Raw genomic sequence first — 19,505 nt, 5'->3', positions numbered from 1 at the left:
TGGTAAACACACTGCTCAGCGCCCAAGCATAGTTAAGGCCCGGTCATTCTGCTCTGGTCGGTCAGCGTCAGTTGTTGCTCCAGTGCCTTCTCCAGTTCAAGGATGGCGAAGCTGCTCGCCTTGCAGCGGCGTTTGATCTCGTCCACCGGCAACGCTTGCAGGCAGGCCTGTTCCAGAGCGTCGCAACTGTCGATCAGGCGTGACGCCTGGGCAATGCGCGCGGCGCCTTTGATCTTGTGCGCCATCTCGGCCAGAGCCTGGTGATCCCGCCCCGGGGACAACGCCAGCAGATCCTGACGGTCAAGCCGACTGCTGTTGAGCAGTTCGGTCAGCAGTCGGCGGGTCTGAGCGGGGTTTCCTCCTGTCAGGGCGTGCAACCCTTGCAGATTGAACGCAGGCGAAATGAGCGCTGGCCGGACACTGTCGACCCATTGGCTCAAGACACTCAGGCTCAGCGGTTTGAACAGGCACTCGTTCATGCCGGCCTGCTTGCAGCGAAGCACCTCTTCCGGTTGGGCATTGGCGGTAAACCCCAGCACGGTGCAGGTGGGGCGCTGCGTGAGTCGTTCGTGGCGCCGGATCGCGCGGGTCAGTTCATAGCCATTCATGACGGGCATGTTGCAATCGGCGATGACCAGATCGAATGCGCCGTTTTTCCATTGATCCAGTGCGCTCTGGCCTTCTTCGGCGATGCTGAAGTGGTGCCCCAGGAACTCGAGTTGCTGACACATCAGCAGGCGATTGGCCGGATGATCGTCGACCACCAGAACGTTCAGCGGGACAAGGGCGGTCTGGATCTGCGGTTCGTGTTTTCGGCCTGTCACTTCCGCGGGCAGGATAGCCAGCGGCAGCGACACACTTACCTGTGTACCGATCCCGGGCTGGCTACTCAATTGCAACTGACCTCCCATCATCTCGCACAGGCTGCGGCTGATGACCAGTCCCAGCCCTGCGCCACTGATTGCCCGATCCCTGCCTTGGCAGGCCTGGGCGAAAGGTTCGAACAGCCGCCGCTGATCCTCGGCAGAGATGCCGATGCCGCTGTCCTGAACCGTCAGTTGTACCTGCGAGCAATCAGGAACATCGCTGGCCATCAGGTGCAGCGTGATCCGGATCTGGCCTTTTTCGGTGAACTTGATGGCATTGCTGATCAGGTTCGACAGCACCTGTTTGAAGCGCAAGGGATCCAGATGTACGTCGACGTTGAGTTCGGGAGGGGAGACGTCCATTACCAGCGTCAGCCGTTTCTGCCGGGCCAGGCCTTCGAAGATCCTGACGACCGAGGTGATGGTTTCGATAAGGTTGACCCGCTCGGGGCTCAGGCTCAGGCGCCCGGACTCGATCCGGGCGATATCCAGAATGTCGCCGATCAGCCCCAGCAGATCCTTGGCCGAACTGTAGGCGGTTTCGATGCTGGAGCGGTCCGGATGCACTTTGTCCATGCGCTTGAGTGTCAGTTCGAGCATGCCGATGACCGCGTTCATCGGCGTGCGGATTTCGTGGCTCATGGTCGCCAGGAAAGTGCTCTTGGCCCGGTTGGCATCATCTGCGCGCTCCTTGGCAGCACGAAGTTCGTCGAGCAGCTCGTGACGTTCACTGATGTCGATCCAGCCGCCGATGATCCCCTGGACATCGCCGCCGGAGTCGCGGTAAGGCAGGATCCAGTGATAAATCGTCAGGCGCCGGTTGCCGATATGCAACGGCCGGTCGAGCACCAGCGGCCTGCCCTCGGTCACCACCCGTTGATAGTCGGCCTGATAGGCGCGGGCTTCGAAGGCATTGTTCAGGGCACCTTCCATCACACTCTTGCCGATGACGTCCTCACGCCGGGCATTGAAGGCTTCGAGGTAACTGTCGTTGCAGCTTTGCAGCAGGCCCTGTCGATCTCGCACATAGATCGGGTGGGGCGTGCCATTGACCAGTGAACGCATGAACTCCAGTTGATCGTTCAAGGCGCGTTCGGCCGATTGGCGCTGTTTGATCTGGCGGCGCATGTAGGCATTCCAGAGCATCGACAGCAGCAAGAGCAGGCTGGCGCCCCCGATCACCTGATAGAACAAGCGTCGATACTGATGCCAGGTGCCTTGCGACAGGCTGGAGTAGCCCCGCCAGCGACCGTTGATGATGCCCAGTTCTTCGGGCGTTATGCTCATCAGCGTCTTGTCGATGATCGAGCCCAGCTCCGTGTTGTCCCGGGCGGTTGCCAGGGAAAAGGCTGCCTGCCGTGTGCCGATGGTGGTGGTGATCTGCAAGGGCTGCTCGAAGATGTGTGAGGCGATGAAATAGTTGGCGATCACCAGCGAGTTCACCGCGCCCTCGACCTGACCTTCGTCGAGCAGTGCCACCGCACTGAAGGTGTCCGGGGTTTCGATCAACTGGATGTAAGGAAACTCGCGGCGCAGGTACTCGATCATCGGGTTGCCCTGGGCGATGGCCAGACGCTTGCGCTTGAGCTGGCCCAGGTGCGTCGGACTGTCGGCAGCCTTTCGAGTCAGCAGGACGTAGGAGTTTTCAAGGTAGGGGCGGCTGAACTTGAGGGTTTCCTCGCGCAGGGCGGTTGGCAGCAGGGCGGCGATCAGGTCGGCCTGATGGTTTTCGATCTGCTTGATCATCTCGGCATCGCTGCGGCTGCGGCGGATTTCGAAGCGCAGGCCGGTGCGCAGGCGGATGAGTTCGAGCAGGTCGGCGCTGATGCCGCGAAAGTTGCCATCGGTATCAAAGAAGCTCAGGGGCGCAAAGGCCTCGTTGACGACCACGCTCACCACCGGGTGTTTTTTCAGCCATTGTTCTTCGCGATGGGTCAGTTGCAGTTTCTGATCGGTCAGCAAGGTATCGCTGCCGGCACTCCAGCGTTTGGCGATGTTTTCCCGCTCGCTGCCCGGGACAGCCTTGAGCACGCTATCGATGATGCCCAGCAGTTGAGGATTGTCGCGGCGAACGGCAAAGCTGAAACCGTGGGCCTCGTGCTTGCCGAAATTGGCCATGCGGATGTTGTTCAGATAACCCTTGCTGATCATGTAGTGCGTGGAAATGGTGTCGCCGAGAAACACGTCCGCCTGATCGAAAGCGACCGCGTTGATTGCGTTCTGGTACGACGGATAGGACGTGATGAGGGCCTTGGGATACAGGGCCTTGACCTCGTCCAGCGGCAGATAGTGATACAGCATGCTCAGCCGCAGGCCGGCCAGGCCATCGGTCAGTGAGCGGGTTTCACCGACGCGGGTGACCAGTACCGGTTGATCGATGGCGTAAGGGCTGGACAGCACGATGTCGGCGTTTTCCGCCTCCAGCCCGTTGGACGTACCGAGCATGTCGATGCTGCCATCGATCAATGCCCGTATCGCGGCGTCCCGTGTGGCAAAGCGCTTGACCTTGACCGGCAGACGGGTTGTCTGGCCAATGAGCCCGGCATAATCGGCCGTGAAACCTTCGTAGTCGCGGCCGCTGGCGGTCATGTCAAAAGGCGGATAGTCGGGAGCGGACGTGCCCAGAATCAACTCATTGCGATTGTGCAACCAGTCCCGTTGCGAATGTTCAAGCAGGACCGGCAGCAACTTGTCGGACGAACGACTGAGCAGGGCCAGGTCTTGTGACGTGACGGGCGTGGCTGTTGCATGAGCACTTAAACCAAGGCATGCACTCAATACAATCAGGCAGGTTTTCAAGCGACTGGGCATGTTGGCTCTCACACGAGTGCGTTACGTTTGGCCATTTCGATAAGTTCTACAAGGGACTTGGCTTTGAGTTTCTGCATCAGGCGTTTTTTATAAGTGCTGACGGTCTTGTTGCTGAGGAACATGCCTTTGGCAATTTCCTTGTTTGTGCGACCTTGGGCAAATAGTTGCAATACCATTAATTCCCGGTCGTTGACGGCTTTGAATAGTTCCAGTTCCGTGTAACGCACATCATCGCTGCGAACCGGGTTCAGTGCCTGACTGGGAAAGTAGTTGTAACCGGATAGAACAGCCTTGATGGCACTGACCAGTTCACTGAGGTCTTCCTGTTTGCAGACATAACCCGACGCGCCGGATTGCATGCAACGAATGCCGAACAGTGTCGGGCACTGTGCGGTCAGTACCAGTGTCTTGAACGGCGAACTCATGGCATTGAAGCGGGCAAGGACTTCCAGGCCATCAAGCTTCGGAATACTGATGTCGAGGATGATCAGGTCAGGCGCGCATTCGCGGACCATTTGCATGGCATCGACCCCGTTATCGGTTTCACCGACGACTTTGTAGCCTTCATGTTCCAATAGCATTCGAACGGCAAGACGGATAACCGGATGATCATCGACGATAAAAACGGAGTTCATAATAAAGTCCCATGCGAGCGCGAATAAAGGGCGCACCTTAGCTCAGATGGATGAGCGGTCGCATGAACCGACAGTGCCTCAGTGGCAATCTAGGATTATTCCTACATATAAAGAAGAATGAGACTACGCGTGAACTAGTTTTGGCGTAGGTAGAGGGAGTGGGGCGTTAATTGAGTCTCGTCAATGGAGCGCCGTGCGTTATTGAAAGGTCTGGCTGTTTAATATTTATCGGATATTAAGGGGCTTCGGTTTTTTTGTTTCAGTGATTCTTTTCGATATTTGGGCGATGCATATAAAGAAAAATCGGAACCTGCAACAGACCCTGTCCTGAATTCTGTCTTGTGTGATGCGTGCGCCCGACCGATCAGCGCCTGACCGGTCGGAGCACGAGGCATCATTGGCTGGAGCGGCCTGTCATTTCCTGGGCCATGTCGCTGGCGTAACTGTCAGTCATGCCCGCGATGAAGTCGATCATGCGCAGGAACGATGCGTGCAACGGGCCGTGCGGATCCGGTGCATTGTTGCCCAGCAAGTCGAGGATTCTGCGGCTCTTGAACGACGGCGTACGGCCGTTGTGCTGTTCCAGGGCCGCGCCGCAGAACGCGTTGAGCAGAATTTCCAGTGTCGTGTAGGCACCAATCTCGTGCAGCGTCTTGCGCTTGTCCTGGAAGATCTTTCGGCGGGCGATGTCCTTGGCGTTCAAGACGCAACGTTTGGCCGGGCCATGCATGTGCTCCACGAGGTCCCCGTGCAGCGTACCCGCCAGCAGTGCGTCCTGTTGCTCGACGAAGGCCCGGGCGGCGGCGTTGGTCAGGTGCTCGATGGCCTTGCCCCGCAGGATCGCCAGTTTGCGCCGGCGCGAATCCTGAGGGCCCAGCAGGCGATAGGTTTCCGGCAGATCGTCGCCGACCAGGCCCAGCAGCAGCGACTCGACCTCGGCGTAGTCCAGCAGCTCCATCTCCAGGCCATCTTCCAGATCGATCAGCGCATAGCAGATGTCATCTGCGGCCTCCATCAGATACACCAGCGGATGACGTGCCCAGCGCTGCTCTTCGAGTTGCGGCAGGCCCAGTTTGTGGGCGATCTGTTCCAGCAGTGGCAACTCGCTCTGATAACAACCGAACTTGTGTTTCTTGTAGCCGAGGGAGTCGGCGTGACGCGCGGTCCACGGGTACTTCAGATAGGTGCCGAGGGTCGCATAGGTCAACCGGGTGCCGCCGTCGAACTGGTGATATTCCAGTTGCGTGAGGACCCGGAAGCCTTGGGCATTGCCCTCGAAATTCAGGAAATCACCGCGCTCGGCGTCACTCATCGCATCCAGCCAGCCGCGCCCGGCAGCCTGCTGGAACCAGTGACGAATGGCGTCTTCGCCGGAATGGCCAAACGGCGGGTTACCGATGTCGTGGGCCAGGCAGGCGGACTGAACGACCATGCCCAGATCGCTCGGCTCGCACCACTCGGGCAGATCGCGGCGCAGGGTTTCACCGACGCGCATGCCCAGCGAACGACCGACGCAACTGACTTCCAGCGAATGGGTCAGACGCGTGTGGATGTGGTCGTTGCTCGACACAGGGTGCACTTGGGTCTTGCGGCCGAGGCGGCGGAAGGCGCCAGAGAAAATGATGCGGTCATGGTCTTTGTGGAACGGGCTGCGGCCGAGTTCCTGCGGACTGTGCAGCGGCTTGCCGAGACGTTCGCGGTTGAGCAGGGTTTGCCAATCCAAGGCTGATTCTCTCCGTCGGGTGACTGGTGCCCTAGCTTCCCGGTTCGAGCGAGTGTCTGCAAGCGCAACTACAGTCCGGCAGCGTCAATGTCGATCAACAGCAGGCGTTCGCCATTGTCGAAGAATTGCCCGGCGGTCAGGCAATACTGGTTGCTGGTGGCATCGCGGTAGGTGTTGGAAAGCGTCAGCCGCCGTTCTTCCCAGCCTTCGGCCAGCAGGTGGTAGAAGTAGGGGCGCCACGACCAGTTGTGGCCCAGGTAGCGGTTGTCGGCGACCCAGCCGCTTTGGCGCCATTCCAGATTCGGGGTCAGTTGCGTGCCCTGGCGGTCGCACTGATAAAACCGCAGCAACCACGGAAAGGCATCGAGTTGCGGCAAGGCGCTGAGCGGCGCGCGAGCCTGAGCCCAGGTCTGCAGGATCGTCATCAGCTCGCCGAGCTGTTGGCGCATCGACATCAACTTGCCGCGCTCAGTGAGCTTCTGCTTCACATAGGCCTGGCGCAGTTCAGCGAAGCGCTGGACGAACGCATCCGTCGCAAAGAAAGCCTCCTGCGCCCGGGCGAACAGAAAACCCTGCACGTAACGCGAGCCGCACTCCAGCGCGAAATTCAGCTGCGCTTCGGTCTCCACGCCTTCAGCGATGATCCAGCAGCCGGTTTTTTCGGCCATCTGTGCCAGCGCCTTGACCACATCGCTGCTGGGCCCGCCGAGCGCAGCGGCCTGGAACAGGCGCATGTCGAGCTTGAGGATGTCCGGTTGCAATGCGAGCACACGATCAAGTTGTGAGTAACCAGCGCCGAAGTCGTCGATGGCGATTCGTGCTCCGGCATCGCGATAGCGCGCGACCACTTCAGACAGACGCTGACTGTTACCGCCGAGCTCGGTGATCTCGAAGACAATCCGCTGCGGGTCGACGCCATGCCGGGCGAGTTGTTTGAGGCTCGGCAGCGCCTGATCGGCGCGCAGACGGCTGATCCAGCGCGGCGACATGTTCAGGCTGAGAAACCAGTCCGGTGGCGCTTCGTGCAATCGGCTCAGCGCATTGTCGCGAACCTGCCGGTCGAGGCGGCGCAACGCGGTGGCTGGCGTTCGTGGATCGGCGAACAACGGCCCGACCGATGTCAGTTGCCCTTGCGCCTGGCGCAGACGGCCCAGCGCTTCGACGCCTGCGATGCGTCCGGTGGCGGTATCGATGAAAGGCTGAAAGCAGGCGAGCGGTTGCCCGTCGATCACGGGGCCTCCTTGGTCGTTGTTGTTCGGGTGGGATCCTGCCGGCCGGATAGACGAGCGGGATTGAATCTCCGGATGAAGAGATTCAATCCCGCCAGCACTGCAAGAATGCAGCCAGATGTGCAGCTCAGCGCTTGCTGGTGTTCTGCATGACCAGTTTGATCAGCGGAGCAAGGCTGGTGCCGAGACGGATCAACCGACTCAGACCGCCGACGCCTCCACTCTTGGCACCTTTGCCGGTGAGGAAACCCAGCAGCGTCACGGCCGCCACGCCCCACAACGGCGCGTGCTTGATGCCGAAACCGTCCTGCAGGTTTTGCGTCATGCCGCGCATGCGTTGCAAGGGTTGCAGGACCTGGCCGGCTTCGTGACGGATTTCCTGACGATGCATTTCCATGCGCAGACGGATCAGGGCCTTGCGCATTTCCTGGCGCGAGCTGTTTTGTGGAAGTTCAGGCAGGCTCATGGCAGCAGGCGCTCCCGGTCGTTGGCCAGTTCTTCCAGGGTGCCGTGGAAGGGCGAGGATTCATCGAAGATCGCGGCCTTGAGACGCAGCGCGCAGAAGATCGCCGCCAGGGTGTAGAACACGCACAGGCCGATGATCGCGGCGAGACGATACGTGTCCCAGAACACGATCAGGACGAGGGTCGACAGGCCAACCAGCAACAGCAATGCAAACACCAGCGCCAGGCCTGCAAACAGCAACAGGCTGACGGTGCGTGCCTTCTGCTCCTGCAGTTCGATGCCGAACAGTTCGACATGACTGTGCAACAGACCAAGGACGGCTGCGCCCAGGCGCCGCGTGGAGGAAGTGGTGCCCGAAGTCGGGCCGGATTCACCGATCGACATGATCAGCGCCGCGTGGCCAGCAGGCCAATCAGAAAGCCCACGCCCGCCGCGATTCCCACCGATTGCCACGGGTTGGCCGAGACATAATCTTCGGTGGCGGTGACCGCTGCCTGACCGCGCTCGCGCAGGGTGTCTTCGGTCAGTTTCAGGGTTTCCCGTGCGCGCAGCAGACTTTCGTGGATCTGTTCGCGCAACTCATCCGCCTGATCACCGGCCAGCGTGGCGGTGTGTTCCAGCAACCGTTCGGTGTCGCTGACCAGGGTCTGGAAGTCGTTCATCAGGATTTCTTGAGCAGTCTTTGCCTTGGTGCTGGCCATGGGGAATCTCCGTAAGTGGCTGTCTGAAACGGCTTCTGAAACTTTCGAGTATGAGCCTTGCGTGAAGGTTCAGTACAAATGACTGGTACATCTTTTGCTGTGTCGTGGTGCGTCACCGGACAGCAGTGCGCTGTTGCCGGGCGCGAAGCCGGGAAATCATAGCCCGGATGACACGGGTTCATATCAGGACATCGACCTTGTGCGCCAAAGCGGTTCGCCGGACCAGTGGATCGGTGACTGCGCAGTCGCAACTTGGTGCATGAAATGTCTGCATGAACCGCTTTGGTGCCTTTTTCAGCCTTGGGTCTGCCTCTTCATGGAAAATCTGCAAAGCGCTGTGGATACGCTCGTTCATAGTTCCAACACGTTGTTCATTCTGATCGGTGCGGTCATGGTGTTGGCCATGCACGCCGGTTTCGCCTTTCTGGAGGTCGGAACGGTTCGCCAGAAGAATCAGGTCAACGCCTTGTCGAAGATCCTCAGCGACTTCGCGGTGTCGACGCTGGCCTATTTCTTTATAGGCTATTGGATTTCGTACGGGGTGACGTTCCTGCAACCGGCGGCGGTGCTCAGCGCCGATCATGGTTACGGGCTGGTGAAGTTTTTCTTCCTGCTGACCTTTGCGGCAGCGATTCCGGCGATCATTTCCGGGGGTATAGCCGAGCGGGCACGGTTCGTTCCGCAATTGTGCGCGACGGCGCTGATCGTGGCGTTCATCTATCCGTTTTTCGAGGGCATGATCTGGAACGGCAACTTCGGTCTGCAAGCCTGGCTGGCGGCGCGGTTCGGTGCATCCTTTCATGACTTCGCCGGCTCCGTGGTGGTTCACGCCATGGGCGGCTGGCTGGCGCTGGCGGCGGTGCTGTTGCTCGGCCCGCGTAATGGCCGCTATCGCGATGGCCGGCTGGTGGCGTTCGCACCGTCGAGCATTCCGTTTCTGGCGCTGGGCTCGTGGATCCTGATCGTCGGCTGGTTCGGCTTCAACGTGATGAGCGCGCAAACCTTGCAGGGTGTCAGTGGTCTGGTGGCGGTCAATTCGTTGATGGCGATGGTGGGCGGTACCGTGGCGGCGTTGATCGTCGGGCGCAATGACCCGGGCTTTCTGCACAACGGTCCGTTGGCCGGTCTGGTGGCGGTGTGTGCCGGCTCCGACCTGATGCATCCGGTGGGCGCGCTGGTGACCGGTGCGATTGCCGGTGCCCTGTTTGTCTGGTGCTTCACGGCGGCGCAGGTCAAATGGCGGATCGACGACGTGCTGGGTGTCTGGCCGCTGCACGGCTTGTGTGGCGTGTGGGGTGGCATTGCCTGCGGGATCTTCGGCTCGACCGCGTTGGGCGGGCTCGGTGGCGTCAGCCTGATCAGCCAGTTGATCGGCACGGCGTTGGGCGTGCTGGTAGCGCTGATCGGTGGCTTCGCCGTCTATGGTTCGATCAAGGCGCTGCATGGTCTGCGCCTGAGTCAGGAACAGGAGTATTACGGCGCTGATCTGTCGCTGCACAAGATTGGCGCGGTAAGTCAGGACTAAGTCTCTTCATCTTCGGCACCCGGGTAGAAGCCATGCAGCAGGCGATAGCGGTCGATGCGCACCCGATCGACTTTCTCTTGCACCTGGTGTGCCGGCAGACCGAGCAGAATCAAGGCATGGGACGCGAGCATCAGGCTTGATTCCAACAGCTCCGGCACCACTTCGCTGGCGCCGGCGGCTTTCAGTTCGGCCCACTGGCTGTCATCGCGGGTGCGCACCAGAATCGGCACCTTCGAGTTGAGTCGCCGGGCTTCCTTGAGCACCCGCAACGCCACATCGCTTTTATCCACGGCAATCACCAGCAGCCTGGCGCGCAGCAAGCCGACGGCGGTCAGCAGGTCGCCGCGTGCAGAGTCGCCGTAATGCACGTCGCGTTCGACGGTGGCGGCCTCCTGAATACGGACCGGATCGTTATCCAGGGCGATGTAAGGTTGCCCGGCATTGCGCATGAAGCGTCCGATCGACTGACCGACACGACCGTAACCGCAGATCACCACATGCTGATCGAGGCCGGCATTGAGGGCGCTGATGTGCTCGATCTGTGCTTCCTGATTGGGTTTGCGATGCAGGGCGGCAGCGATGCGCGGTGCTGCACGCAACATCAGCGGCGTCAGCAGCATCGAGCAGAATGTAGCAGCGAGGAGCAGCGCGCCGAGCTCGGCCGGCATCAACCGGTTCTGCTGCATCTGCGCCATCAGGGCAAAACAGAACTCGCCGCCCTGAGCCAGTGCCAGGCCGCTGCGCCACGCGGTTTCATTGTCGTTGCCGCGCCATTTCACCAGCAGCGCCACCACTGAACCCTTGATCACCAGCAAACCCAGGGTCATGGCGAGTATCAGCAGGCTGTGGCTGGCAAACAATTGCAGGTCGATCAGCATGCCGATGCTGACGAAGAACAGGCCGAGCAGGATGTCGCGGAACGGCCGGATATCGGCTTCGATCTGATGCCGATAATGACTTTCCCCCAGCAGCATGCCGGCCAGGAAGGCGCCGAGGGCAGGGGACAGGCCGAGCAGGTGAGTCAGCCACGCCGTGAGCAACACGATCACCAGCGCCAGCAGCACGAACAGCTCGGCCGAACGCGAGGCCGCCACCTCCTGAAACAGACGTGGCAACAGCCAGCGACTGGCCAGCAGCAAGCCGATGAACAGCACAACCGTCTTGAGCAGTGTCAGCGGCAATGCCCAATACCAGGCCTGATCGCTGCTACCGGCGAAAACGGGTACCAGCGTCAGCAACAACACGGCCACCACATCCTGAAACAACAGGACACCCACGGCGTTCTGGCCGTGGCTGCTGAAGATTTCGCCGAGGCTGCCCAGTTCCTTGGTGACGATCGCCGTGGATGAAAGCGAAAGCCCCGCGCCGAGCAACAGCGCCGGGGTGAGGGGCATGCCCAGCAGCATCAGCACACCTCCCAGCAACGCTGTGCTGATCAGCACCTGCTGGCTGCCCAGACGGAAAACCACCTGGCGCAGGGCAATCATTTTCGACAGGGAGAATTCCAGCCCCAGCGAAAACAGCAGAAACACCACACCCAGCTCGGCAAGGTCCGGCAGGTGTTCACTCTCGTTGATCCAGTCGAACGCCTTCGGTCCGACCATCAGTCCGACGCACAGGTAGCCCAGCACTGGCGGCAGGCGCAGGCGGCGGAACAGGGCAATCATCACCAGGGACGAGGCAAGAATGATCAACAGGTTGGCAAACACAAAACACTCCGGCGGCAGGGTCAGGCTCTTCAAGCGTAGAGGCAAAAAACACCGGAGCATGCTGGAAAACGCATTTGTGCGGGCTGATTTGAGTCAGGGTTTTGCGAGGATAAACCTGCTCGAGGGCTTGAAGCCTCTGATGGGTCGACGGGTTCACAGGTGAGGCCTAAAATGGCCAATCAAATTTTGGGATTGAACGCGCATGCTTCCTGAATGCCAGTTGTTCGGCACCCTGGGGTGCCATCTGTGTGAAGTCGCTGAAGCCGAGCTGATGCCGTTTGTCGAGCATGGCCTGCTGGTGGAACTGGTGGACATTGCTGACGATGAGTCCTGGTTCGAGGCCTACAGCCTGCGGATTCCTGTGCTGCGCCGGGTCGATACCGGGGCGGAGCTGGGGTGGCCGTTCAGCGCCGATCAGGTTGTGGCATTCCTGCGTTAGCCTTTTCCCTCGACGTTGTTCCGACCTGGCCATTCATCGCGACGGTCATCGATCCTTGGCACTCTCGGGTTTATTCGGTTACTGTATGTTCATACAGTAATTGAGTGGGCTCGTCGTGCTGTGTCCTTTTGGGGCATCAGGCAGGGCAGCCAGGACGTCAGAGGGATGAACCGTGGTCAATGTCGAACAGTTGAAAAGCAGCGTGAACCGGATGTCGGTTGACGTGGTGCGCGAAGCCGTCCACGAATTGCGCCTGGACGGTCTGGTCACGGAAGGCAAGACGCCGTTCAACAAGCTGCATTTCAATACCTGTTTTGCCGAGATCGAGGCGTTGTTCCAGCGCGCCGGATATCACAAGCAACTGGATGTGGTGGGTTATCAGGGCTTGTTGTACGCCTTGTACGATCCGGGCCGCTGGGAGGCCGTCGATGTATTGCGCTGGCTGAAGGAATTCACTGAGGCGGCGGCCCTCAAATCGATTCCCACCTGATTCTGCGCTAGGTCTGCTGCTCTCTGTGTTGGATAATGCCGCTCTGCTTTAAGGGTTCGAGTTCTCCGTATGTCCAGCACATCTACATTTTCCGCCGCACAGAATCAGGCCAGCACGCTTTATCTGCCTCCCGGCGACTGGCGGACAGTGTTCGATTGTCTGTGTGATCACTTCAGTGCCATCGGACGCGATCAATGGCTGGACCGGATTGCCCGAGGCCGGGTGCTGGATGGTGAAGGCCAGCCGATTGCGCTGGACTTGCCGTACAAGGAAGGCCTGCGCATCCATTACTTTCGCGAAGTGCCGGATGAAAAGCCGATTCCGGTGGTCGAGTCGATTCTCTACGCGGACGAACATCTGGTCGTCGCAGACAAACCCCACTTCCTGCCGGTGACGCCAGCGGGGGAGTACGTGGAGCAAACGCTGCTGCGCCGGTTGATTCGCCGACTGGACAATCCGCACCTGGTGCCGCTGCACCGGATTGACCGGCACACCGCCGGGTTGGTGATTTTTTCGGCCAATCCGCAGACACGCTCGGCGTATCAGTCATTGTTCCCGACACGGCAAATCGAAAAACGCTACGAAGCCATCGCTGCTGCATTGCCGGGGCTGGATTTTCCATTGGTGCACAAGAGCCGCATGGTCGATGGCGAGCCGTTTTTCCGTATGCAGGAAGGCCCAGGTGTCAGCAACACCGAAACGGCAGTGGAAGTGCGGGAAAAGAACGGTGACCTCTGGCGCTACGGCCTGTATCCGGTGACAGGCAAGAAACACCAGTTGCGGGTGCATATGACGTCGCTGGGCGCCAGCATCTGCAACGATCCGTTCTATCCCGAGGTGCTGAAGGACGTTGAGGATGATTACGCCAAACCGCTCAAGCTTCTGGCGCAGGGTTTGCGGTTCATCGATCCGGTCACGGGTCAGGCGCGTGAATTTGAAAGCCGGATCACGCTGGACTGGTGATCCATAGCGCAATCCACTTTCTACCGCCCACGAAAAAGCCCGCATCATGCGGGCTTTTTTGTATCTGGCGTCGCTTACAGCTCTTTAACGGTGCGAACCTGATCTTTGTTGATGCGAGTCTGCTTGCCGTCCAGTTGTTCGAATTCGTAGAAGCCCGAATCCTTGTCGTATTTAGGCGAGTCGACGGCCTGGATTTCGCGACCGTCATTCAAGGTGATCACAGTTGGCGAAGCGCAACCGGCGAGGGTGGCCAGGCCCAGTGCGAGCATGAAAGTGGCGAGAGTCCGTTGAGTCATGTGTTTGTCTCCGAAGGGAATTCTTTTGGTTACTGAGCTTGTAGACGTATACAAGGCGTGAGAGTTCCTTGAACGCGGTCAGTCTGACACAGTGTTATGAGAGCTTAACAGTTCCGGGGTATTGAGATTGGCCAGCCGTGGGTCGTTGTCCGGGCAAATCAGGGCCTGGGCGCCAAGGCTGCGCATGAGCCGGCCTGGGCTGCGCTCTCCCTCGTGCCAGGCCTCTTCGAATGCGGGCAGAAGCACCACGGGAATCACGCAAAGCAGCGGTTCCCAGTGCTCGTCGTGACGCAGCATCAGAGGATTTTCAGGGTGCAGGCTGGCGGCCTCGCGCATGCTCTGCAACAAGGGAAGGTCGATTCGCGGTACGTCGCATGGCAACACCAGCAGATGCGTATGGCGGGCGGCTCGCAAACCTGCACGAATACCGGCCAATGGTCCGGGAAAATCTTCCTCGTCATCCGAGACCAATTGATCGGCAAAGGGTGCATAGCGTTCGCGATTGCGGTTGCAGGAAATGATCAGGTCGTCGGTCAGCGGACGAACCTTGCGCTGCAAATGAGCGATCAGTGGTTCCCCGTGCCATTCGATCAGCCCCTTGTCCTGACCGCCCATGCGCTGGCCTCGTCCACCGGCCAGCAACAGGACGGAACAGGGCGGCAATCGGGTATTGGAAGTCATGGCAACTCTCCGCAGGTTCGGCGAAAAAATGAGGCGCTGTGATATAACACCGGGCTGTTTCTCCTACAACTGGATGAGCCTATGAAAGCCAAGGCTGATGTACCTTTCGCACCGCTCAATATCGCGGTACTGACGGTCAGCGACACCCGCACTCTGGAAACCGATACCTCCGGCCAGGTCTTCGTCGACCGTTTGACCGCAGCCGGTCACAACCTGGCGGAGCGGGTATTGCTCAAAGATGACCTGTACAAAATCCGTGCGCAAGTCGCCCACTGGATTGCCGAAGACGTCGTGCAAGTGGTGCTGATCACCGGGGGCACTGGCTTCACCGGGCGCGACAGTACACCCGAAGCCGTTGGGTGCCTGCTGGACAAGCAAGTCGATGGTTTTGGTGAGCTGTTCCGCCAGATCTCGGTTGCCGACATCGGCACCTCCACTGTGCAGTCCCGTGCCCTGGCAGGGTTGGCCAACGGTACGCTGGTCTGCTGTCTGCCGGGTTCGACCAACGCGGTACGTACCGGTTGGGATGGCATCCTGGCTGAACAACTGGATTCGCGGCACCGTCCATGCAATTTCGTCCCTCATCTGAAACAGGCGGCTCCCTGTGAATCCCGCGGGTAAGCCTGGCAAGACCGGCAGCCTGATGCCGGTTGAGGTGGCCCTGGCGCGTCTGCTGGAAATGGCTGACGCCTCGCGGATTGTCGAATCCGAATATCTGCCACTGGCGCAGGTCGAGGGGCGCGTGTTGGCGCAGGATCTGGTTTCGACACTGGATCTGCCGCCATGGCCCAACAGTGCCATGGACGGTTATGCCTTGAACCTGGCTGACTGGGCCGGTGAGCCAATGCCGGTCAGCCAGAAGATTTTTGCCGGTCAGGCGCCTGAACCGCTGGAACCGGGCACTTGCGCCCGTATCTTTACGGGCGCACCCGTTCCGCCGGGCGCCGATTGCGTCGAGATGCAGGAAAACGCGGTGATCGAGGCCGACGAACGAGTGCGGTTCATCGAGACCATGGTGTCCGGACAGAACATCCGCCCGCAGGGGCAGGAAACCACCGTGGGCGAGTTGATCCTGTCCGCGGGAACCCGGCTCGGTCCGATCGAGCAAGGGCTGGCCGCGTCTTTGGGCTGCGCCGGTCTTGACGTGGTCCGCAAGATCCGCGTGGCAGTGCTGTCCACCGGCGATGAGTTGGTCGAACCGGGAACGGCACTGGGCCCGGGACAGATTTACAACAGCAACCGGGTGGTGCTGTGCAGCTGGCTGCAGCGTTTGGGCTGTGAAGTGCTGGATGCCGGGATTCTTCCGGATGACTTGCCCACCACCCGCGCACGTCTTGGAGAGCTCAAAGAGGCCGACCTGATACTGTCGACCGGTGGCGTATCGGTTGGTGAAGCGGATTTTCTCGGTGTTGCGCTGAGGGAAGAGGGTGAGCTGACACTGTGGAAGCTGGCGATCAAGCCCGGGAAGCCTTTGACTGTTGGTCATTTCCGTGGTGTTCCGGTCATCGGCCTGCCCGGCAACCCGGCGTCGACCCTGGTGACGTTTGCCTTGTTGACCAAGCCCTATCTGCTGCGTCGTCAGGGTGTGCAGGATGTCGAGCCACTCAAGTTTCCAGTCCCGGCTGGATTCGTCTGGCCCCAGGCCGGCAATCGGCGTGAATTCCTGCGGGGGCGCCTGGAACAGGGACAGGCAACGATCTACCGAAACCAGAGCTCGGGCGTTCTGCGTAGCGCCGCCTGGGCTGATGGATTGGTGGAGGTGCAGGAGGGGCGCACCCTGACCCAGGGAGATATGGTGCCTTTCATTCCCCTGAGTGAACTTCTCGGCTGATCATTGAAATGCAGGCTCGTGTGGGCCTGCATTTCAGTCCGTCAGCGGCTGATCAGTGCAACGAGCTGATCGAAGCGACTATTGGCAACCCAGCCCAACAATCCAAGAACCACCGCTGTGGCACCTGCGGAGTAGGCGAGACGGTGCTTGATGGCTTTGACGTCTCCTCTTACTTCGTCCATGTCACGGCGGATGTATTTGAGGTGGGTTTCCAGCTCGGTGACACGAGGTTCCATAACGGTTTCTCCAGTGTTTTTGGCACAGCTGTTGAATTCGGCCCTTTGACTGGCACGACTGTCGGAGAGGGGAGCAACCGGGCCCAATGGCATTCTTGCTTCATGGCTGTGCATGGAAATTCCCGCCTGCTGCCATGAGTTTCTGCCGGCAGAAACGGCTACTCGAATGATCGAAAGTCCTGATGATGTATTGACTCATTACCTGCACATCCTTGTGTTATCGGGTTGAAGATTGTTGCCACCGACACACGGTGTACCAATGGCCAGGACGGGTCAATTGAGCCGATTCCTTACATTCCGTACGAAAAAATACCGCCTTGTAGGACGCGTGAAAGGGGGGCGCTGGAAATACTTGGGATTGCGGCGGCTCTTTTGCGTGCCGTGAGGGTCAAGATGTCCCGAACCGATTCAATTCCGGGAGTGACCAAAATGAGTGAACGCAGGGCATTGTTGATTCTGCATGGCAAGCAGGCACTCAACGAAGCGGTTCGCGCCGCTGTTGAACGCAAACGCGGACAGGGCTGGGAATTGGCTGTGCGCCTGACCTGGGAAGCCGGCGATGCCCAGCGTCTGGTCGAAGAAGCGCTGGCTGCCGGATTCGGGCAAATCATTGCTGGCGGTGGCGATGGTACCTTGCGTGATATCGCCGAGGCCCTGGCGGCTCACCCGGGCAAGGCCGGTCTGGTGTTGTTGCCACTGGGAACCGCCAACGACTTTTCCCGCGCGGCCGGTGTTCCTCTGGAACCGGATGAGGCACTCGAGTTGCTTGATGCGCCTGCCTGTGACATTGATCTGGGGGAGGTGGGCGGGCAGATATTCCTGAACATGGCCACGGGCGGCTTTGGCAGTCAGGTCACCGCCAATACCTCGGAAGATCTGAAAAAGGTGCTGGGGGGCGCGGCCTATCTGTTTACGGGCCTGTCGCGATTCAGTGAGTTGCACGCCGCCTATGGCGAATTGCAGGGGCCGGATTTCCATTGGCGCGGTGAGCTGCTCGCGCTGGGTATCGGCAATGGCCGCCAGGCGGGTGGAGGGCATGTATTGTGCCCAGAGGCACTGGCCGATGACGGCCTGCTGGATATCAGTATCCTGCCGGCACCTCAGGAGCTGGTTGGCACGCTGAAAACCCTGCTCAGCGACGGGTTCGGCATCGACAACATGTTTGTGCGCACGCGTTTGCCGTGGGTCGAAATCAAGGTGGCCGAAGGGCTCTGCATCAATCTTGATGGCGAGCCCCTGGAGGGAGACAGTTTGCGCTTTGCGGCGCGTCCGGCGGCATTGCGTGTGCATTTGCCGGAGAACTCGCCGCTGTTGGGCAGGGCGCGGTGCTTCAGTCGTCCAGACTGATGATCTGTTCCCGCACGGCAAACAGCACCAGCCCGGCCACATCGTAGATCTGCAGGCGTTTCATGATCTGCGAGCGGTGGGTTTCCACGGTCTTGATGCTCAGGCCCAGACCATTGGCGATCTCGCGGGTGGACTTGCCGCGCACGATCAGGCGCAGGATTTCCAGCTGGCGCGCTGTCAGGTTATGTGAGTCGGCGACTTCCGGTTGCAGCTTCTGATTGCGGGTCAGTGCCTGATTGATCACCGTGTGGGCGATGGCCGGGCTCAGGTAGCGCTCGTTGTTGCGCAGGGCTTCCAGCGCGTGTTCGAGCTCGGTCGCCGTGGTGTCCTTGAGCAAGTAACCGTGAGCGCCGGATTCCAGTGCCTGCATGATCAGTGCAGGATCGGTGTGCATCGAGAGGATCAGCACTTTGCTGTGCGGACGAACCCGTCGGAGCCGTTGCAACGCTTCGAGGCCGCCGGTTTCTTTCATGGAGATATCCAGCAAGACGATATCGGGGTTCAGTTGCTCGACCATCTCAAGCAACTGCGAGCCGTCATTGGCCTCGCCGATTACCGCATAACCGGGAATATCCAGCACCAGAGCGCGCACGCCGGCTCTGATCAGCGAGTGGTCATCCACCAGAAGTAAGTTACAAGTCAACGCATAACCTTATTCGTACTGGCCCGCTCGAGTGCACGGGGCGCCCAGGGGAATAGTGCTTCGATTTGAGTGCCTTTGCCCGGTTCGCTCGTCACGCTCAGGGTGCCGCCCAGTTGCTCGATCCGTTCGGCCATCCCGGCCATGCCTCGTTGTCCTTCACGACCCGGATTGGCGGCCGGGGCAAAGCCCAGACCGTCATCGCTGATCAGCAGGGTCAAGCCTTGGGGAAGACGTTGCACGCGGATCAGCAGGTTCTTGGCCTGCGCATGACGCAGGATGTTGGTCACGGCTTCCTGGGTGATGCGGAAGGCGGCGACTGCCATTTCCTCGGGGATGCCGTTCAAACGCTGCTGACAGTCCAGGCTCCAGTGCACCGAGGTGTTGGTCAGTGTCTTGAGCAGATGTGCGCGCAAACTGGCTTCCAGCCCCAGGCTGGTCAGTTGCCGTGGATTGAGAATGGCCGAAACATCGCGAACTTTGTTGAGGGTTTCCTCAAGGGTGTCGCAGAGTGCCGAACACTGTTCCTGCAAGTCGTCCGGCAGCCGTCGCTTGAGCCATTCGCTTTGCAGTTTGGCGGCGGTCAGCAACTGACCAATATCATCGTGCAGTTCACGACTGAGACGGTGACGTTCGTTTTCCTGGACTTCGAGTAATCGGTCGGCCAGTTCCTGAGGCTGGAACTTGATCGATTTGCGCGACAGGCGATGCTGGGTAAAGACGCAAGCGGCGGCTGCCAGATTGATCAGCAGCAGGCCAAACGACAGCGGCGCGGACAAACCATAAGTCAGCAGACTGCCCACTGCCGCGCCAATGCAAAGCGTGAGCGTGAACCTGCGCGCGTTTTCTCGGGAGGGTGGCCATGTGGCGATTGACTTGAGGCTGGCGTACATAGCGGATGGAGCCAATGGATGTTCG

Annotated in this window: 20 protein-coding genes; 7 read left to right on the top strand and 13 right to left on the bottom strand. The window is 59.9% G+C overall.

Annotated features, from left to right (window positions below; genetic code table 11):
* Positions 1 to 32: 32 nt before the first annotated feature.
* The 7 genes from IF199_RS21155 to IF199_RS21125 form a co-directional block, all read right to left on the bottom strand.
* A complete protein-coding gene (locus tag IF199_RS21155) occupies positions 33 to 3,677 on the bottom strand; it encodes a transporter substrate-binding domain-containing protein (protein WP_192558627.1) in 3,645 nt (1,214 codons plus the stop codon).
* A gap of 8 nt (positions 3,678 to 3,685) precedes the next feature.
* Positions 3,686 to 4,312 (bottom strand): response regulator transcription factor, encoded by a 627-nt coding sequence (locus tag IF199_RS21150; RefSeq protein ID WP_096821086.1) that lies wholly within the window; start codon positions 4,310 to 4,312, stop codon positions 3,686 to 3,688.
* 394 nt (positions 4,313 to 4,706) lie between these two features.
* On the bottom strand, positions 4,707 to 6,035 hold the full coding sequence (locus tag IF199_RS21145; protein ID WP_096821087.1) for a deoxyguanosinetriphosphate triphosphohydrolase: 1,329 nt from the start codon (positions 6,033 to 6,035) through the stop codon (positions 4,707 to 4,709).
* Positions 6,036 to 6,103: 68 nt separating this feature from the next.
* On the bottom strand, positions 6,104 to 7,267 hold the full coding sequence (locus tag IF199_RS21140; RefSeq protein WP_096821088.1) for an EAL domain-containing protein: 1,164 nt from the start codon (positions 7,265 to 7,267) through the stop codon (positions 6,104 to 6,106).
* Positions 7,268 to 7,391: 124 nt separating this feature from the next.
* Positions 7,392 to 7,730 carry a hypothetical protein gene (locus IF199_RS21135; RefSeq protein WP_096821089.1) on the bottom strand — a complete coding sequence of 113 codons (339 nt, stop codon included), beginning with the start codon at positions 7,728 to 7,730 and terminating at the stop codon, positions 7,392 to 7,394.
* Positions 7,727 to 8,113, bottom strand: a complete 387-nt coding sequence (locus IF199_RS21130; RefSeq protein WP_096821090.1) for a phage holin family protein — start codon at positions 8,111 to 8,113, stop codon at positions 7,727 to 7,729. The genes IF199_RS21135 and IF199_RS21130 overlap by 4 nt, the downstream gene beginning before the upstream one ends.
* Before the next feature lie 2 nt (positions 8,114 to 8,115).
* A complete protein-coding gene (locus tag IF199_RS21125; protein WP_085710739.1) occupies positions 8,116 to 8,430 on the bottom strand; it encodes an ElaB/YgaM/YqjD family protein in 315 nt (104 codons plus the stop codon).
* 316 nt (positions 8,431 to 8,746) lie between these two features.
* Here IF199_RS21125 and IF199_RS21120 point away from each other — a divergent pair, with 316 nt between their 5' ends.
* Entirely contained in the window at positions 8,747 to 9,955 is a 1,209-nt protein-coding gene (locus IF199_RS21120) for an ammonium transporter (protein ID WP_192558626.1), read from the top strand.
* On the opposite strand, the gene IF199_RS21115 is transcribed toward IF199_RS21120, so the two are convergent.
* Positions 9,952 to 11,664, bottom strand: coding sequence for a cation:proton antiporter (locus tag IF199_RS21115; RefSeq protein WP_192560991.1), 1,713 nt, complete (start codon positions 11,662 to 11,664; stop codon positions 9,952 to 9,954). The two genes, IF199_RS21120 and IF199_RS21115, sit on opposite strands and share 4 nt — an antisense overlap.
* Before the next feature lie 202 nt (positions 11,665 to 11,866).
* Here IF199_RS21115 and IF199_RS21110 point away from each other — a divergent pair, with 202 nt between their 5' ends.
* The 3 genes from IF199_RS21110 (at position 11,867) to IF199_RS21100 (ending at position 13,556) form a co-directional block, all read left to right on the top strand.
* The gene (locus IF199_RS21110) at positions 11,867 to 12,103 is read left to right on the top strand and encodes a glutaredoxin family protein (RefSeq protein WP_007955734.1); all 237 of its coding nucleotides are present in this window, start codon (positions 11,867 to 11,869) and stop codon (positions 12,101 to 12,103) included.
* Between the two features lie 172 nt (positions 12,104 to 12,275).
* Complete coding sequence (locus tag IF199_RS21105) at positions 12,276 to 12,593, top strand: transcriptional regulator (protein WP_192558625.1); 318 nt, start codon at positions 12,276 to 12,278, stop codon at positions 12,591 to 12,593.
* A gap of 69 nt (positions 12,594 to 12,662) precedes the next feature.
* A complete protein-coding gene (locus IF199_RS21100) occupies positions 12,663 to 13,556 on the top strand; it encodes a pseudouridine synthase (protein WP_192558624.1) in 894 nt (297 codons plus the stop codon).
* Between the two features lie 74 nt (positions 13,557 to 13,630).
* Here IF199_RS21100 and IF199_RS21095 read toward each other — a convergent pair whose 3' ends face one another.
* Positions 13,631 to 13,852 carry a YgdI/YgdR family lipoprotein gene (locus IF199_RS21095; RefSeq protein ID WP_085710733.1) on the bottom strand — a complete coding sequence of 74 codons (222 nt, stop codon included), beginning with the start codon at positions 13,850 to 13,852 and terminating at the stop codon, positions 13,631 to 13,633.
* 78 nt (positions 13,853 to 13,930) lie between these two features.
* On the bottom strand, positions 13,931 to 14,533 hold the full coding sequence (gene mobA, locus IF199_RS21090) for a molybdenum cofactor guanylyltransferase MobA (protein ID WP_192558623.1): 603 nt from the start codon (positions 14,531 to 14,533) through the stop codon (positions 13,931 to 13,933).
* 81 nt (positions 14,534 to 14,614) lie between these two features.
* Between mobA and moaB the strand changes: the two genes are divergently transcribed.
* Both moaB and IF199_RS21080 read left to right on the top strand, forming a co-directional pair.
* Positions 14,615 to 15,154 carry a molybdenum cofactor biosynthesis protein B gene (gene moaB, locus IF199_RS21085; RefSeq protein WP_096821094.1) on the top strand — a complete coding sequence of 180 codons (540 nt, stop codon included), beginning with the start codon at positions 14,615 to 14,617 and terminating at the stop codon, positions 15,152 to 15,154.
* The gene (locus IF199_RS21080; protein WP_192558622.1) at positions 15,138 to 16,364 is read left to right on the top strand and encodes a molybdopterin molybdotransferase MoeA; all 1,227 of its coding nucleotides are present in this window, start codon (positions 15,138 to 15,140) and stop codon (positions 16,362 to 16,364) included. The genes moaB and IF199_RS21080 overlap by 17 nt, the downstream gene beginning before the upstream one ends.
* Positions 16,365 to 16,405: 41 nt before the next feature.
* Here the strand turns inward: IF199_RS21080 and IF199_RS21075 are convergent, their stop codons facing one another.
* Positions 16,406 to 16,714, bottom strand: a complete 309-nt coding sequence (locus IF199_RS21075; RefSeq protein WP_173861321.1) for a hypothetical protein — start codon at positions 16,712 to 16,714, stop codon at positions 16,406 to 16,408.
* A gap of 315 nt (positions 16,715 to 17,029) precedes the next feature.
* On the opposite strand from IF199_RS21075, the gene yegS reads away from it, so the two are divergent.
* Positions 17,030 to 17,947, top strand: coding sequence for a lipid kinase YegS (gene yegS / locus IF199_RS21070; protein ID WP_192558621.1), 918 nt, complete (start codon positions 17,030 to 17,032; stop codon positions 17,945 to 17,947).
* Here the strand turns inward: yegS and IF199_RS21065 are convergent.
* Positions 17,931 to 18,590: a response regulator gene (locus tag IF199_RS21065; RefSeq protein WP_096821098.1), complete on the bottom strand. Its 660-nt coding sequence runs from the start codon at positions 18,588 to 18,590 to the stop codon at positions 17,931 to 17,933. The genes yegS and IF199_RS21065 overlap by 17 nt on opposite strands.
* Positions 18,587 to 19,480: a sensor histidine kinase gene (locus IF199_RS21060; protein ID WP_096821099.1), complete on the bottom strand. Its 894-nt coding sequence runs from the start codon at positions 19,478 to 19,480 to the stop codon at positions 18,587 to 18,589. Before IF199_RS21060 ends, IF199_RS21065 begins: the two co-directional genes overlap by 4 nt.
* Between the last annotated feature and the right edge of the window lie 25 nt (positions 19,481 to 19,505).

The organism is Pseudomonas allokribbensis, assembly GCF_014863605.1.
In the GTDB taxonomy this organism is placed as follows: Bacteria; Pseudomonadota; Gammaproteobacteria; order Pseudomonadales; family Pseudomonadaceae; genus Aquipseudomonas; species Aquipseudomonas allokribbensis.
This window is presented reverse-complemented; position numbering and strand designations above follow the sequence as displayed.